The sequence below is a fragment of the Pseudoxanthomonas sp. LARHCG66 genome (assembly GCF_052871755.1).
The window spans coordinates 44,926-58,567 of sequence record NZ_JBIXJW010000002.1; the positions used below are offsets into that span (position 1 = coordinate 44,926).

Annotated in this window: 14 protein-coding genes and 1 pseudogene; 11 read left to right on the forward strand and 4 right to left on the reverse strand. The window is 66.2% G+C overall.

Translation table 11 applies throughout. The features are described 5' to 3' along the window. Positions 1-139 precede the first annotated feature (139 nt). The 5 genes from ahpC (at position 140) to ACIPRS_RS07115 (ending at position 5,180) form a co-directional block, all read left to right on the forward strand. Positions 140-703, forward strand: coding sequence for an alkyl hydroperoxide reductase subunit C (ahpC, locus tag ACIPRS_RS07095; RefSeq protein ID WP_446538055.1), 564 nt, complete (start codon positions 140-142; stop codon positions 701-703). Positions 704-927: 224 nt separating this feature from the next. Beyond that, the gene (gene ahpF / locus ACIPRS_RS07100; RefSeq protein WP_446538056.1) at positions 928-2,514 is read left to right on the forward strand and encodes an alkyl hydroperoxide reductase subunit F; all 1,587 of its coding nucleotides are present in this window, start codon (positions 928-930) and stop codon (positions 2,512-2,514) included. Positions 2,515-2,575: 61 nt separating this feature from the next. Continuing rightward, on the forward strand, positions 2,576-3,538 hold the full coding sequence (gene oxyR / locus ACIPRS_RS07105) for a DNA-binding transcriptional regulator OxyR (protein ID WP_446538057.1): 963 nt from the start codon (positions 2,576-2,578) through the stop codon (positions 3,536-3,538). A 122-nt stretch (positions 3,539-3,660) separates the two neighbouring features. After that, positions 3,661-4,101 carry a nucleoside diphosphate kinase regulator gene (rnk, locus tag ACIPRS_RS07110; RefSeq protein ID WP_192201909.1) on the forward strand — a complete coding sequence of 147 codons (441 nt, stop codon included), beginning with the start codon at positions 3,661-3,663 and terminating at the stop codon, positions 4,099-4,101. 113 nt (positions 4,102-4,214) lie between these two features. Next, positions 4,215-5,180: a transaldolase gene (locus ACIPRS_RS07115; protein WP_446538058.1), complete on the forward strand. Its 966-nt coding sequence runs from the start codon at positions 4,215-4,217 to the stop codon at positions 5,178-5,180. Between the two features lie 208 nt (positions 5,181-5,388). Here the strand turns inward: ACIPRS_RS07115 and ACIPRS_RS07120 are convergent, their stop codons facing one another. The 4 genes from ACIPRS_RS07120 to ACIPRS_RS07135 all read right to left on the reverse strand — a co-directional run bounded on the left by ACIPRS_RS07120 (position 5,389) and on the right by ACIPRS_RS07135 (position 7,819). Beyond that, positions 5,389-6,063: a hypothetical protein gene (locus tag ACIPRS_RS07120; protein ID WP_337731351.1), complete on the reverse strand. Its 675-nt coding sequence runs from the start codon at positions 6,061-6,063 to the stop codon at positions 5,389-5,391. Positions 6,064-6,159: 96 nt separating this feature from the next. Continuing rightward, positions 6,160-6,810, reverse strand: a complete 651-nt coding sequence (gene msrA, locus ACIPRS_RS07125) for a peptide-methionine (S)-S-oxide reductase MsrA (RefSeq protein ID WP_446538059.1) — start codon at positions 6,808-6,810, stop codon at positions 6,160-6,162. A 32-nt stretch (positions 6,811-6,842) separates the two neighbouring features. After that, a complete protein-coding gene (locus ACIPRS_RS07130; RefSeq protein ID WP_192201912.1) occupies positions 6,843-7,112 on the reverse strand; it encodes a putative signal transducing protein in 270 nt (89 codons plus the stop codon). A 38-nt stretch (positions 7,113-7,150) separates the two neighbouring features. Continuing rightward, positions 7,151-7,819, reverse strand: a complete 669-nt coding sequence (locus ACIPRS_RS07135) for a glutathione S-transferase family protein (RefSeq protein ID WP_446538060.1) — start codon at positions 7,817-7,819, stop codon at positions 7,151-7,153. A 91-nt stretch (positions 7,820-7,910) separates the two neighbouring features. On the opposite strand from ACIPRS_RS07135, the gene ACIPRS_RS07140 reads away from it, so the two are divergent. The 6 genes and pseudogenes from ACIPRS_RS07140 to ACIPRS_RS07165 all read left to right on the forward strand — a co-directional run bounded on the left by ACIPRS_RS07140 (position 7,911) and on the right by ACIPRS_RS07165 (position 13,636). After that, a complete protein-coding gene (locus ACIPRS_RS07140; protein WP_446538061.1) occupies positions 7,911-9,668 on the forward strand; it encodes a glutamine--tRNA ligase/YqeY domain fusion protein in 1,758 nt (585 codons plus the stop codon). Between the two features lie 116 nt (positions 9,669-9,784). Next, a pseudogene (locus tag ACIPRS_RS07145) lies at positions 9,785-10,190 on the forward strand (hypothetical protein); the annotation flags it as partial. Next, positions 10,165-10,725: a nucleoside deaminase gene (locus tag ACIPRS_RS07150; RefSeq protein ID WP_192201916.1), complete on the forward strand. Its 561-nt coding sequence runs from the start codon at positions 10,165-10,167 to the stop codon at positions 10,723-10,725. The pseudogene ACIPRS_RS07145 and the gene ACIPRS_RS07150, both read left to right, overlap by 26 nt. A 90-nt stretch (positions 10,726-10,815) precedes the next feature. Further along, complete coding sequence (gene rlmM / locus ACIPRS_RS07155) at positions 10,816-11,868, forward strand: 23S rRNA (cytidine(2498)-2'-O)-methyltransferase RlmM (RefSeq protein WP_446538062.1); 1,053 nt, start codon at positions 10,816-10,818, stop codon at positions 11,866-11,868. A gap of 40 nt (positions 11,869-11,908) precedes the next feature. Next, on the forward strand, positions 11,909-12,841 hold the full coding sequence (locus ACIPRS_RS07160) for an SMP-30/gluconolactonase/LRE family protein (RefSeq protein WP_446538063.1): 933 nt from the start codon (positions 11,909-11,911) through the stop codon (positions 12,839-12,841). 72 nt (positions 12,842-12,913) lie between these two features. Then, positions 12,914-13,636 (forward strand): hypothetical protein, encoded by a 723-nt coding sequence (locus ACIPRS_RS07165; RefSeq protein ID WP_337731359.1) that lies wholly within the window; start codon positions 12,914-12,916, stop codon positions 13,634-13,636. The last annotated feature ends 6 nt before the right edge of the window (positions 13,637-13,642 follow it).

Consider the following 13,642-nt stretch of genomic DNA (forward strand, 5'->3'; position numbering starts at 1 on the left):
GTCTCGCGCCGTGCAATTTTGCTCTTTGATAGGAAGAAACTATCTATTCAATCTTATTAATCGATTTGAGGAATCAATAGTCTCTACCTACCATGGCGCCATCGCTTCACCACACCCACTCCACTCACGAGGATCTCCGATGTCCCTGATCAACACCCCGGTCCAGCCGTTCAAGACCACCGCGTTCCACAACGGCGAGTTCGTCGAAGTCACCGACGGCACCCTGAAGGGCAAGTGGTCGGTCCTGATCTTCATGCCGGCCGCCTTCACCTTCAATTGCCCGACCGAAGTGGAAGACGCCGCGACCCATTACGCCGAGTTCCAGAAGGCCGGCGCCGAGGTCTACATCGTCACCACCGACACGCACTTCTCGCACAAGGTATGGCACGAAACCTCCCCGGCCGTGGGCAAGGCCCAGTTTCCGCTGGTCGGCGACCCGACCCACCAGCTGACCCGCGCCTTCGGCGTGCACATCGAAGAAGAAGGCCTGGCCCTGCGCGGCACCTTCGTCATCAACCCGGAAGGCGTCATCAAGACCGCCGAGATCCACAGCAACGAGATCGCCCGCGACGTGTCGGAAACCCTGCGCAAGCTGAAGGCCGCGCAGTTCACCGCCGCCAACCCCGGCCAGGTCTGCCCGGCCAAGTGGAAGGAAGGCGCGCAGACGATCGCCCCGTCGCTGGACCTGGTCGGCAAGATCTGAGGCTTCAAGCACGCGTCATCGGCGCATCCGCCACGCGGCTGCGCCTGTTCCACCGCATCACACCACCTCCGGGCCGCGCGCCCGGAGGTCGGCCTCTTCGGACGTTTGCAGCAGCGGCATGTGCCGCTCCCGGTTCCCTCCCTGCCGGACTCTCTCCCGGCGCATGCCGCTCCTGCAAACGCCTGACCTCCCGCTTCCCAAATTCCTCCACGGAGACGTTCGCCATGCTGGACGCCAATCTGAAGACGCAGCTCAAGGCCTACATGGAAAAGGCCGTACGCCCGATCCACATCACCGCCCACCTGGATGACGGCGACGGTTCGGCCGAACTGAAGGCGCTGCTGGGCGATCTGCAGGAGGTGTCGGACAAGATCACCGTCACCGAACAACGGGGCGGCGAACGCACGCCATCGTTCTCGCTGACCTCGCCGGGCCATGACATCCACCTGAGCTTCGCCGGCCTGCCGATGGGCCACGAGTTCACCTCGCTGGTGCTGGCGCTGCTGCAGGTCGGTGGTCATCCGTCGAAGCTGGCGCAGGACGTGGTCGAACAGATCCGCACGCTGGACGGTGAATACCGCTTCGAAACCTACTTCTCGCTGTCGTGCCAGAACTGCCCGGACGTCGTGCAGGCGCTGAACCTGATGGCGGTGCTGAATCCGAACATCCAGCACGTCGCCATCGACGGTGCACTGTTCCAGCAGGAAGTCGAAGAGCGCCAAGTGATGTCGGTACCGACCATCTTCCTCAACGGCGAAGTCTTCGGCGCCGGGCGCATGGGCGTGGAAGAGATCGTCGCCAAGCTCGACACCAACGCCGGCAAGCGCGAGGCCGAGAAGATCAAGGCCAAGGCGCCGTACGACGTGCTGGTGGTCGGCGGCGGTCCCGCCGGCGCCGCCGCGGCCATCTACGCCGCACGCAAGGGCATCCGCACCGGCGTGGCGGCCGAACGCTTCGGTGGCCAGGTGCTGGACACCATGGCCATCGAGAACTTCATCTCAGTGCCGTACACCGAAGGCCCCAAGCTCGCCGCAGCGCTGGAACAGCATGTGCGCGATTACCAGGTGGACGTGATGAACCTGCAGCGCGCGGAGAAACTGGTCCCCGCGGGCGCGGATGGTCTGGTCGAAGTGCGACTGGCCAACGGAGCGGCACTGAAGTCGAAGACCGTGATCCTTTCCACGGGTGCACGCTGGCGGCAGATGAACGTGCCGGGCGAGAACGAGTACCGCAACAAGGGCGTCGCCTATTGCCCGCACTGCGACGGCCCGCTGTTCAAGGGCAAGCGGGTGGCGGTGATCGGCGGCGGCAACTCGGGTGTCGAGGCCGCGATCGACCTGGCCGGCATCGTGGCGCACGTCACCCTGATCGAGTTCGACGGCAAACTGCGCGCGGACGACGTGCTGCAGCGCAAGCTGCACAGCCTGCCCAACGTGCGCGTGGTGACCAGCGCGCAGACCACCGAGGTACTGGGCGACGGCAGCAAGGTCACCGGGTTGGTCTACAAGGACCGTACCGGCGGCGACACGCACCGTGTCGAACTGGAGGGCATCTTCGTGCAGATCGGCCTGCTGCCGAACACGGAATGGCTGAAGGGCGCGGTGGACCTGAGTCCGCGCGGCGAAATCATCGTCGACGACCGCGGCCAGACCAGCCTGCCGGGCGTGTTCGCCGCAGGCGACGCGACCACCGTGCCGTACAAGCAGATCGTCATCGCCATGGGCGAAGGATCCAAGGCCGCCCTGAGCGCGTTCGATCACCTGATCCGCTCGTCGGCGCCGGTCGAACCCGTCGACGCCGTCGCGGCGTAAGCCACCTGCGTCGGGCGCCGTTTTCCCGATAGAGTGGCACCCACCGGCTCGGAGGGAGCCCATGAACCTGCGCGATCTGAAGTACCTGGTGTCGCTGGCCGACCACAAGCATTTCGGTCGCGCGGCTGCGGCCTGCTACGTCAGCCAGCCCACGCTCTCCACGCAGATCAAGAAGCTGGAAGACGAGCTGGGCGTGCCGCTGGTGGAGCGCGCGCCCCGCAAGGTGATGCTGACGCCCGCCGGTCGCGATGCCGCCGATCGCGCACGCCGCATCGTCGCCGAAGTCGAGCAGATGAAGGAAGCCGCGCGCCGCAGCCAGGATCCCGAAGCCGGCACCGTGCGGCTGGGGTTGTTCCCCACCCTGGGGCCCTACCTGCTGCCGCACGTGGTGCCGCGGCTGCGTGCGCGGTTTCCGCATCTGGAACTGCTGCTGGTCGAGGAAAAAAGCGACGTGCTGCTGTCGCGCCTGCGCGAAGGCAAGCTCGACGCCGGTCTGCTGGCGTTGCCGGTGGCGGACGACCAGTTGCACACCGAGTTCCTGTTCGAAGAGCCCTTCCTGCTCGCGGTGCCGGAATCGCACCCGCTGGCGAAACGCAAGTCGTTGACGCTGGCCGAACTCTCGCAGCATCAGCTGCTGCTGCTTGAGGACGGACACTGCCTGCGCGAGCAGGCGCTGGACGTATGCCGCCTCTCGGGCGCCAACGAGAAGTCGGAGTTCCGGGCCACCAGCCTGGAGACGCTGCGGCAGATGGTCGCCGCCGACGTCGGCATCACCCTGCTGCCGACCCTGGCGGTGAAACCGCCGGTAGCACGTTACGAAAACATCCACCTGCTGGGCTTCAGCGATTCGCACCCCAGCCGTCAGATCGCCATGGTGTGGCGCAGGAGCTCGGCCATGAACGATTTCCTGATGGAACTGGCCGGTGTGTTCCGCGACCTGCCGCCCGGTCTTTTCGAACTGGACGCGTCCTTCGTCAGCCCGCAGGCCTCGAGCGGCCGCAACACACCATCCCGCTCGCCGTAGTTGGCTTGAACCCTCGTCGCTTCCGGGCTACGGTAGGCGCGCAAAACAGGACTCCGATGGGCGGCGCGGCAACGCGTCGCCCGTTTCCTTTTGCGCGACCCCAAAATCCAGAGAGAACCGTGATGAACAACACCCGCACCAGCGGCCTGCCGCCTTCGCTGCCCCCGCTCGTCGTCTCCAGCCGCGACATGTCCCGCCTGGAGGCCTTGCTGGACACCCCCGTGCTGCGGCGGCACCCGGCCGCGCTCGCCCTGATGGACGAACTGAACCGCGCCGACGTGCGCGCACCGGACCGGATGCCGGACAACGTGGTGACGATGCACTCGCGCGTGGAGTGCGAAGACGAACTCACCGGCGAGCACCACCGCCTGACGCTGGTGTACCCGCACGAAGCAAACGTCGAGACCGGACGGGTTTCCGTGCTTGCCCCCGTAGGCAGCGCCCTGCTGGGAATGTCGATCGGGCAGACCATCGACTGGCATGCGCCGGGCAACCGGCCGCTCAGGTTGCGCGTAACCGCGATCAGCTACCAGCCCGAAGCCAACGGCGACCACCATCGCTGAGCCTGCAACGCCGGCTATCGCATCAATCCACGAAAAGTACGCTCCCGCAGCCGGCCCGTCCCTGCGGGACAAGGCATACTTGTGGCCCGATTTCCCCCACTCCATCGACGCCCATGACCGACACCGCCCCCTCCAAGCTGCAGCAACTGCGCGACCTCTCCGTGGTCGTCGCGGATACCGGCGACTACGACGCCATCAAGCGCCTCAAGCCCGTGGACTGCACGACCAACCCGACCCTGGTGAAGAAGGCGCTGGACCTGCCGGTGTACGCCGACCTGATCGAAGAGCAGCTCGCCTGGGCGCGCACGCAGGGCGGCGGGGAGGCACTGGTGGATGAGGTCGTGGATCGCCTGACCGTCGGCGTCGGCGCGAAGCTGGCCGGCCTGATCCCCGGCCGCGTTTCCACCGAGGTGGATGCCGACCAGGTCTACGACACTGCGGCTACCGTGGCCAAGGCCCGCAAGTTCGTGCAGATGTACGCCGACCAGGGCATCGGCCGCGACCGCATCCTGATCAAGGTCGCCTCCACCTGGGAAGGCGTGGAAGCTGCACGCGTGCTGCAGGCCGAAGGCATCGACTGCAACCTCACCCTGATCTTCAATCCGACCCAGGCCATCGCATGTGCCGAGGCCGGCGCCTTCCTGATCTCGCCCTTCGTGGGCCGCATCCTGGACTGGTACGTGGCCAACGGGCAGGCACCGGCGAACATCGACGAGGACCCGGGCGTGGTGTTCGTGCGCGGGGTGTACGCCGAGTTCAAGCGGCGGGGATCGGCGACGGTGGTGATGGGCGCCTCGTTCCGCTCGACCGCGCAGATCGAAGCGCTGGCCGGTTGCGACCGGCTGACCATTTCCCCGGACCTGCTGGAGAAGCTGGACCAGGAAACGGGCGACCTGCCACGCAGGCTGTCGCCCGGTACCGCCACGCCGACGGCAGCCGCGCCGGTGACGGCCGCGAGCTTCGCAGCCGCCATCGAGGCCGACCCGATGGCGAAGGAAAAGCTGGCTAGCGGCATCGACGCATTCGCCAAGGACCTGGCCGCGCTGCGCACGACCATCCGCGAGAAGCTGGTGGCCTGAGGCTCGGCACCGACAGCATGGTGCTTATGCATGTGAAGCAAGAAGATTAGAGCGCACGCATAAAACTAAGATTTGCGAGACCCGTGAATGGACCGTGGCTGCCTTCTTAGCTGCCACGGTCGCCACGAAACGGGCAGCGACAGGGCTTTGCGATGTGTGATCAATGCCTGTTCGATTCCGCTATCTGAGATGCGTCAAGCAGTCGAAGTCAGCCATTCGCCACACGTGAAGCAGTAAGCCCCTTAGGAAGGGGTCTTCGATGTTCTGACGACGTATCTGCTTGCGGAAGACCTAGCATCCCATCGACCAACGGATACCTCTTATCTAATTCGTGAACAAGCCGGTGTGCAGATTCCGCACACGCGCTTAACCACATTAGAAATGGGGTTACGAAGAAACCGACCGCAAGCCACGACAGCGCTACAACCAGTGAGGGCGTGCCAGCCAGCTCCACCAGCAACTGCAGACCCACCCAAGGCGCCAGCGCAGCCAAGAAGAAACAGACCGACCATGCCCGATAGTTCCGCAGCCAGGACGTCGGCAGAGGCACGAACGCCTTGTTCTTGTAATCGACGGCCAATATGCCTGCCGCGTTCTTACAATCCGCCAACATCCTGAGAGGATTGTTGCGCTCCATCGATATGTAAATCCATCGATCATCGATGATCGCCCCAAATGCATCTCTTACTGCCACCTGCAGTGCTATCGGTCCGGCCTTCCGCCACTTACCTGTCCGGGATAGATCGTAGAGCCTCTGAGTCTTCTGCTTGGAAAGCCTTAGATTCCCTTGCCTGAATCGATGCCAGAGCAGGGCGACCGAAGCAAGCGCAGCGATCGTGGCTAACCAAGGGTTACCGGACAGAAGACTGCTCAAGGAAGACATGCAACCACTCCTGTGTGTGCGAGTCTCAACCCTGTCAGACATTGATCTCGCAGCTTGAGACAGGCTACCCGAGCCCCTCTCAAAGCTAGAAGGGGATCACATGTTCAGCCCGATCGGGCAACTCACGCCCGTGCCACCCAGGCCGCAATAGCCGTTCGGATTCTTCGCCAGGTACTGCTGGTGGTAGTCCTCGGCGTAGTAGAACGGCGGTGCCGGATACACGATCTCGGTGGTGATGTCGCCGTAGCCTGACGCGCGCAGCTGTCCCTGATAGGCCTGCAGGCTGGCTTCGGCGGCCGCCTGCTGCTCCGGCGTGTGGCAATGGATGCCCGACCGGTACTGGGTGCCCACATCATTGCCCTGGCGCATGCCCTGGGTGGGGTCATGGCTCTCCCAGAACACCTGCAACAGCTGTTCGAACGACACCTGTGCGGGGTCGTAGACCACGCGCACGACTTCGTTATGGCCGGTCTGGCCGGAACAGACTTCCTCGTAGGTCGCGTTCGGCGTGCCGCCGCCGGCATAGCCCACCGACGTGCTGTACACGCCCGGCAGGTTCCAGAACTTGCGCTCGGCACCCCAGAAGCAGCCCAGGCCGAACTCCACCTGCTGCAATCCCTCGAATGCGTCGCGCAGCGGATGGCCGTTGACGAAATGCACGTTATGCAACGGCAGTGGCGTCTCGCGTCCCGGCAGCATGTCTTCCGTGCGCGGCATGCGCTGTTTGTAGGCTCCGATACCCAGCATGGCGAACCTCTTGATCGTGGGGGAAGGACGGATCAGGCGGGCAGGATGCCGACGCCCTCATCGTCGCCTTCCAAGATGGGGCCGTCGTCGCGCGATTCCAGTCCGAGCGCTTTCACGATGCCCTCAGCTTCAGGAAACGCCGGGTCCGGAACGCAGACACGCAGCACGCCGAAAAGAGGCAGTTCACCCATGCCGCCCAACAGCGATTCGCCGAACACGAACGCGGGAATCTCCGCCTCCTCCAGCGCGTGCTTGACCAGATGGGCGTCGAACAGGTTGTCGGCCAGGTAGACCACGCGCATGGATGTGTCCTCCGGGACCAGCCTACACCGGGCGTCCGCTACAGCGGGGAGCGCAGTGCCTCGGTGGCCGCGACCGATTCAGTTTCCTCCGCCGCCGCTGCGCGCCATTCCCGCATCGCCGGCAGCGCGAACAGCGCATCCATGTAGCGGCGCGCGACGGCGTCGACCGGCACGCCGTAGCCATCGAAGCGGACTGCCACCGGCGCGTACATCGCATCGACGATGCCGAAGTCGCCGCACAGGAAATCCCCGCCATTGCCTTGCGCGTCACGAAGCTGGCGCCACAGTCCCTGCACGCGGTCGATGTCGCGCTGGGCGGCGGCATCCCAGCGGTAGGCGTCCGGAGTCCGCCGGCTGTTCATCGGCAGCTGCGTGCGCAGTGCGACGAAGCCGGCGTGCATCTCCGCCGCTGCGGCGCGCGCCATGGCGCGGGCGGCCAGGTCCTTCGGCCACCCCCGGCCGTCCAGCCAGCGCTCGTTGGCGTACTCGCAGATGGCCAGCGAATCCCAGACCTGGACGCCGCCATCATGCAGTGCAGGTACCTTGCCCGTCGGGGAGTGGCGCAGGACCTCATCGGCGAACTGCGGCGTATCGAGGGGCAACCGGACCTCCTCGAAGCCCACCCCGAAGTGCCGCAGCAGCAGCCACGGCCGCAGCGACCAGGACGAGTAGTTCTTGTTGCCGATGACCAGGACGGGAAGGCTCATGCGGGGATCCACGCGCGTCGGGCTGTTCAGGATAGACCAGTGCGAGCGCCGGACCGGCTAAACTTGCGTTTTTCCGAGCCTGTCCGCCCCGATGTCCAACGACGACGCCCACCCTGCCGCCCTTCCGGATGATGTCGCTCCCGAGAAACGGGATTTCATCCGCCAGATCGTGCGCGAGGACCTGGCCAGCGGTCGCCACACCTCGGTGAAGACCCGCTTCCCGCCCGAACCCAACGGCTACCTGCACATCGGCCACGCCAAGGCGATCTGTCTGGATTTCGGCATCGCCGGCGAGTTCGATGGCGTGTGCAACCTGCGCCTGGACGACACCAATCCGGCCAAGGAAGACCCCGAGTACGTCCGCGCCATCCAGGACGACGTGCGCTGGCTGGGCTTCGACTGGCACGACCTGCGCCACGCCTCGGATTACTTCGAGGTGCTGTACCTGGCCGGCGAGAAGCTGATCCGCCAGGGCGACGCGTTCGTATGCGATCTGAGCGCGGACGAAGTGCGCGCATACCGCGGCACGCTGACCGAACCCGGCCGCAACTCGCCGTATCGCGACCGCAGCGTGGAAGAGAACCTGGACCTGTTCCGGCGCATGCGCGCGGGCGAGTTCCCCGACGGCGCGCGCACGCTGCGCGCGAAGATCGACATGGCCAGCGGCAACATCAACCTGCGCGACCCGGCGCTGTACCGCATCAAGCACGTCGAGCACCAGAACACCGGCAACGACTGGCCGATCTACCCGATGTACGACTACGCGCACTCGCTGAGCGACGCGGTGGAAGGCATCACCCATTCGCTGTGCACGCTGGAATTCGAAGACCACCGGCCGCTGTACGACTGGTGCGTGGACAAGGTGGACCTGGCCAACTCGCCGGACCTGATCGCGCCGCTGCTGGCCAAGGGCCTGCCGAAGGAAGCGAGCAAGCCGCGCCAGATCGAGTTCTCGCGCCTGAACTTCAACTACCTGGTGATGAGCAAGCGCAAGCTGCTCGCAATGGTGGAAGACAACCTGGTCGACGGCTGGGACGACCCGCGCATGCCGACGCTGCAGGGCATCCGCCGCCGCGGCTACACGCCGTCCGCGTTGCGCCTGATGGTGGACCGCGTGGGCATCAGCAAGCAGAACTCGCTGCTGGACATCTCGATCCTGGAAGGCGCGCTGCGCGAAGACCTGGACGCTGCCGCGCCGCGCCGGATGGGCGTGATCGATCCGGTGAAGCTGGTGCTGGCGAACCTGCCGGAAGGCCACGAGGAAACGCTGACGTTCTCCAACCACCCGAAGGACGAATCCTTCGGCCAGCGCAGCGTGCCGTTCTCGCGCGAGCTGTGGATCGAGCGCGAGGACTTCGAGGAGGTGCCGCCGAAGGGCTTCAAGCGCCTGACCACGGGCGGCGAAGTGCGCCTGCGCGGCGCCGGCATCGTGCGTTGCGATGAAGTGATCAAGAACGACGCCGGCGATATCGTCGAGTTGCGCGGCTGGCTGGACCCCGAATCGCGTCCCGGCATGGCCGGTGCCGAGCGCAAGATCAAGGGCACCATCCACTGGGTCAGTGCGAAGCATGCCGTCGCTGCGGAAGTCCGCCTGTACGACCGCCTGTTCACCGTGCCGAACCCGGACGACGAGTCTGAAGGCAAGACCTACCGCGACTACATGAACCCGGAATCGCGTCGCACGGTGACCGGCTACGTGGAGCCTGCCGCAGCGAGCGCCGCGCCCGAGCAGTCGTTCCAGTTCGAACGCACCGGCTATTTCGTCGCCGACCGCTACGACCACACCCCCGAACGACCGGTGTTCAATCGCAGCGTGACCCTGCGCGATACCTGGGCCACCAAGGGCTGAGCCGGCGGTTTCACCGCCCGTTGAGGCGGTGCGCGGCAGGCTGACGTTTCCAACAACGAACAATGGAGTCCGCCATGCCCCGCACCGTCCTGCGCCTGCCGTTCGCCCTGCTGCTGATGCTGGCCCCGTTGATGGCGCTGGTCGGGTGCGCGGCACCGGCGTCCACCGACAGTTCCGCTGCCGAGCCGCCCGCCGCGTCCGCGCACGCGCCCAAACCCACGGGCGGCACATTGCGGCCGCGCGAAGCCGGCGCAGTCACCGTCGACTACGCCTGCAGGACCAGCGCCGACTGCGCGGTGAAGAACGTGGGCAACTGCTGTGGTGCGATGCCGGCCTGCGTGAACAAGAACAGCCCCACCGATCCGCAGGGCGTGCAGGCGCAGTGCGCGGCCAGCGGACGCATGGGCGTTTGCGGCTTCGCTGACGTGACCGCCTGCCAATGCGTCAGCGGCCGCTGCGAATCCGATTCCTCCATCGCCAGACTCCCTGCCCAGTAATGCTCTACCAACAGATCCACCTCACCCTGCCCGCCTGGACCCACGACCTGGTCGACCCCGCGGCAACCTACGCGAGCGACGAAGCCAAGGTCGCGCTGGCCATCGACCTGTCGCGCCGCAACGTGGACGCCAATACCGGCGGCCCGTTCGGCGCGGTGGTGTTCGGCCCCGATGACCGCGTCATCGCCCTCGGCGTGAACCGCGTAATGCCCCACACCTGCTCGCTGGCGCATGCCGAGAACATGGCCTACATGCTGGCGCAGCAGCGCCTGCAGACGCCACGCCTCAACGACCGCATCGCGCCGGTGGTGCTGGCCACGTCCTCGCAGCCGTGCTGCCAGTGCTACGGCGCCACGGTGTGGGCCGGCATCGACCGCCTGCTGATCGGCGCGCGCGCCGAGGACGTGATGGAACTGACCGAGTTCGATGAAGGTCCGCTGCCGGCGGACTGGATCGGCGAGCTCAACAAGCGCGGCATCGAGGTCGTGCGCGACCTGCGCCGCGAGGATGCGCGCGCGGTGCTCCGGCACTATGGCGAGTCGGGCGGCGACACGTACTGAGCGACGCGCGGAGAAGCCATCGCACCCGGCTTCTCCTGTACCCTGTCCTCGCGGCAGGAGCCGCAGCCATCCGCTTCACGCGACCGCGCCATGTCATCGACGACCGGCCTGCTGGCTTATTGCCGCCAGGGATTCGAACCCGAACTTGCTGCCGAACTGACCGAGCGCGCCGCGCTGGCCGGGTTCGCCGGCTATGCGCGCGCGCAGCGCAACGATGGCCACGTCGTGTTTGTCTGCGAGGAAGCGCAGGCGCTGGACCGCGCCCTGCCCTGGCGCGACCTGATCTTCGCCCGGCAGAAGCTGCGACTGCTCGCCGAACTGCGTGGCATCGACCCCAAGGACCGCATCACGCCGCTCCTCGCCGCCCTGGCGGGCAGCGGTCGTTTCGGCGACCTGTGGGTGGAACACCCGGACTCCGACAGCGCCAAGCCGTTGGCGGGACTCGCGCGGAGTTTCGGCAATGCGCTGCGACCGGCACTACGCAAGGCCGGCTTCCTGAGCGAGAAGGACGATGCGCGCCTGCCGCGCCTGCATGTGGTGTTCGTGCAGGGCGACCACCTGTTCCTGTGTGTCGCCGATGCACGCGACAGCGCGCCCTGGCCGCTCGGTATCCCCCGCCTGAAGTTGCTGCCCGATGCGCCGTCGCGCTCTGCATTGAAGCTGGAAGAAGCCTTCCTGTCGCTGCTCGACGAACGCCAGCGCGAGGCCCTGCTGAGGCCCGGCATGACCGCCGCCGATCTCGGCGCCGCGCCGGGTGGCTGGACCTGGGTACTCACGCGCCATCACCTGCGCGTGACCAGCGTCGATAACGGCCCGCTGCGCGAGCACGTGCTGGCGACCGGCCTGGTCGAGCATCTGCGCGCCGACGGCTTCCACTGGAAACCCTCGCAGCCGCTGGACTGGATGGTCTGCGACATGGTGGAGCAACCGCGGCGCGTGGCCGAGCGCATGGCGTACTGGTTCCGCGAAGGCTGGTGCCGGCACGCCGTGTTCAATCTCAAGCTGCCGATGAAGAAACGCTGGGACGAAACGAAGCTGTGCCTGGACCTGTTCGCCGAACAGGCCGGCAGGTCGCTGGAGGTGCGTGCACGCCAGCTCTACCACGACCGCGAAGAGATCACGGTATTCGCCACGCCCGGCTGAGCCGTGGAGACCTGCCTACACGCCACCCGAGGGGATACGGATGACGTTGCACCGAATGAAGACGCTGCTCGCACTTGGCTTGGCCGCAGGGCTGGCGGGCTGCACCCACACGGACGACGATGCGCGGGCGACGCCGGAATCCCTGTACGTTGCACGCGACGTCGTGGGTGATGGTGTTTTCAGCACGGGGATCGAAGGCCCGGCCTTCGGCCCCGACGGCGCGCTGTATGCGGTGGGTTTCGGGCGCGATGGCACGATCGGCCGGGTGACGTTCGATGCCGACGGCGCCGGCGACGCGGCCCTGTACGTGACGCTGCCGGAGGGCAGCACCGGCAACGGCATCCGCTTCGATGCAGACGGCTTCATGTACGTGGCCGACTACACCGGCCACCGGATCCTGCGCATCGATCCCCGCGACCGCACGATCGGCGTGTTCGCCACCTTGCCCGGCGCGCACCAGCCCAACGACATCGCGTTCGCGCCCAACGGGATGTTCTACGCCAGCGATCCGGACTGGAGCACGGGCACGGGCCAGCTCTGGCGCGTGCTGCCCTACGGGGCGGCGACCCTGCTGGAAACCGGCATGGGCACCACCAACGGGGTGGAAGTCGGCCCGAAGGGAGATGTCCTGTACGTCAACGAAAGCGTGCAGCGACGCGTGTGGGCATACGACCTGGATGGCAGCGGCGGGATATCCGGCAAGCGCCTGCTGATCGCCTTCCCCGACCACGGGCTGGATGGCATGCGTACCGATGCGAGGGGCAATCTCTACATCGCCCGCTACGGCGCGGGCACGGTGGCAGTGGTGTCGCCGCAGGGCAAGGTGCTGCGCGAGGTGAGGCTGAAAGGCCGGAAACCCACCAACGTCGCCTTCGGCGGACCGGACGGACGCACCGTCTTCGTCACCCTGCAGGACCGGGGTGCCATCGAAGCCTTCCGCGCGGATTATCCGGGGCGCGAGACCGGCCTGTGACGGCGTGCCGCGGACGTCTCAGGCGTTGACATGCCGGCGTGGCAAGATGCCTCCCTGACAAGGAGACCCGCGATGCTGCCGATCGAACTCAAGGACCCCGCCGGTTTCGGCAACGAGTTCCTGCGCCTGACCCTGCTGCAGGGCTTCCAGTCGCTGACCAAGCGCGATCTTGAACTGCTGATCTTCGTGCTGCTGGAACGCGACGGCGCCATCGGCCGCGACGAATCCAATTTCACCGTCGCCGGCAAGCTGCGGGTCACGCCGGCCAAGATCAAGGCGCTGCGCCGCGATGGTTACGCACGCTGGCGGGCGCTGGTGCCCGAGGAGCGCGATGCCGCCCTGCAACGCATCGTCGCGACGGCATTGACCGAGACCAACCTGAAATCGGGTGCGAAGCATGTCAGCGAACGCAGCCGCAAGGAAGGCTTCCTCGCCATCCGCATCGAGCATCCCGACGACCATCAGCAGTTCGAACAGGCCATCCTCGAGGTGGGTGCGCTGCCCGTGTACGAACGCAATCGCGACGTGGTGGCGGTGCGCTTCGATACGCTGCTGGCCATTGCCGAACGCTGGGGCTACCTGCAACCCGACCCCGCTGCCGTGACGGCCGAGCTGAAGAAGCTGATGCCCGCGACGGAAGAGGTCACCGACCTGCTGAAGAAGGACCTCACCAAACTGCGCTGGCAGGATGCGCGCAATGCGCTCAACAGCCTCGGCGCCAAGGCCGTTGCCAGCACCGCCGAGGGCGGATTGAAGGGCGTGCTGAAGATCGTCTTCCCCTTCATCCCCGGCTGACGGATT

Excerpts from the sequence above, each read along its gene's own strand:
- rnk (WP_192201909.1), top strand. The coding sequence starts at position 3,661 with ATGAACAACACCCGCACCAGCGGCCTGCCGCCTTCGCTGCCCCCGCTC.
- ACIPRS_RS07140 (WP_446538061.1), top strand. The coding sequence starts at position 7,911 with ATGTCCAACGACGACGCCCACCCTGCCGCCCTTCCGGATGATGTCGCT.
- oxyR (WP_446538057.1), top strand. The coding sequence starts at position 2,576 with ATGAACCTGCGCGATCTGAAGTACCTGGTGTCGCTGGCCGACCACAAG.
- ahpC (WP_446538055.1), top strand. The coding sequence starts at position 140 with ATGTCCCTGATCAACACCCCGGTCCAGCCGTTCAAGACCACCGCGTTC.
- ahpF (WP_446538056.1), top strand. The coding sequence starts at position 928 with ATGCTGGACGCCAATCTGAAGACGCAGCTCAAGGCCTACATGGAAAAG.
- msrA (WP_446538059.1), bottom strand. The coding sequence starts at position 6,810 with ATGCTGGGTATCGGAGCCTACAAACAGCGCATGCCGCGCACGGAAGAC.
- ACIPRS_RS07150 (WP_192201916.1), top strand. The coding sequence starts at position 10,165 with ATGCTCTACCAACAGATCCACCTCACCCTGCCCGCCTGGACCCACGAC.
- ACIPRS_RS07120 (WP_337731351.1), bottom strand. The coding sequence starts at position 6,063 with ATGTCTTCCTTGAGCAGTCTTCTGTCCGGTAACCCTTGGTTAGCCACG.
- rlmM (WP_446538062.1), top strand. The coding sequence starts at position 10,816 with ATGTCATCGACGACCGGCCTGCTGGCTTATTGCCGCCAGGGATTCGAA.
- ACIPRS_RS07135 (WP_446538060.1), bottom strand. The coding sequence starts at position 7,819 with ATGAGCCTTCCCGTCCTGGTCATCGGCAACAAGAACTACTCGTCCTGG.
- ACIPRS_RS07165 (WP_337731359.1), top strand. The coding sequence starts at position 12,914 with ATGCTGCCGATCGAACTCAAGGACCCCGCCGGTTTCGGCAACGAGTTC.
- ACIPRS_RS07160 (WP_446538063.1), top strand. The coding sequence starts at position 11,909 with ATGACGTTGCACCGAATGAAGACGCTGCTCGCACTTGGCTTGGCCGCA.
- ACIPRS_RS07130 (WP_192201912.1), bottom strand. The coding sequence starts at position 7,112 with ATGCGCGTGGTCTACCTGGCCGACAACCTGTTCGACGCCCATCTGGTC.
- ACIPRS_RS07115 (WP_446538058.1), top strand. The coding sequence starts at position 4,215 with ATGACCGACACCGCCCCCTCCAAGCTGCAGCAACTGCGCGACCTCTCC.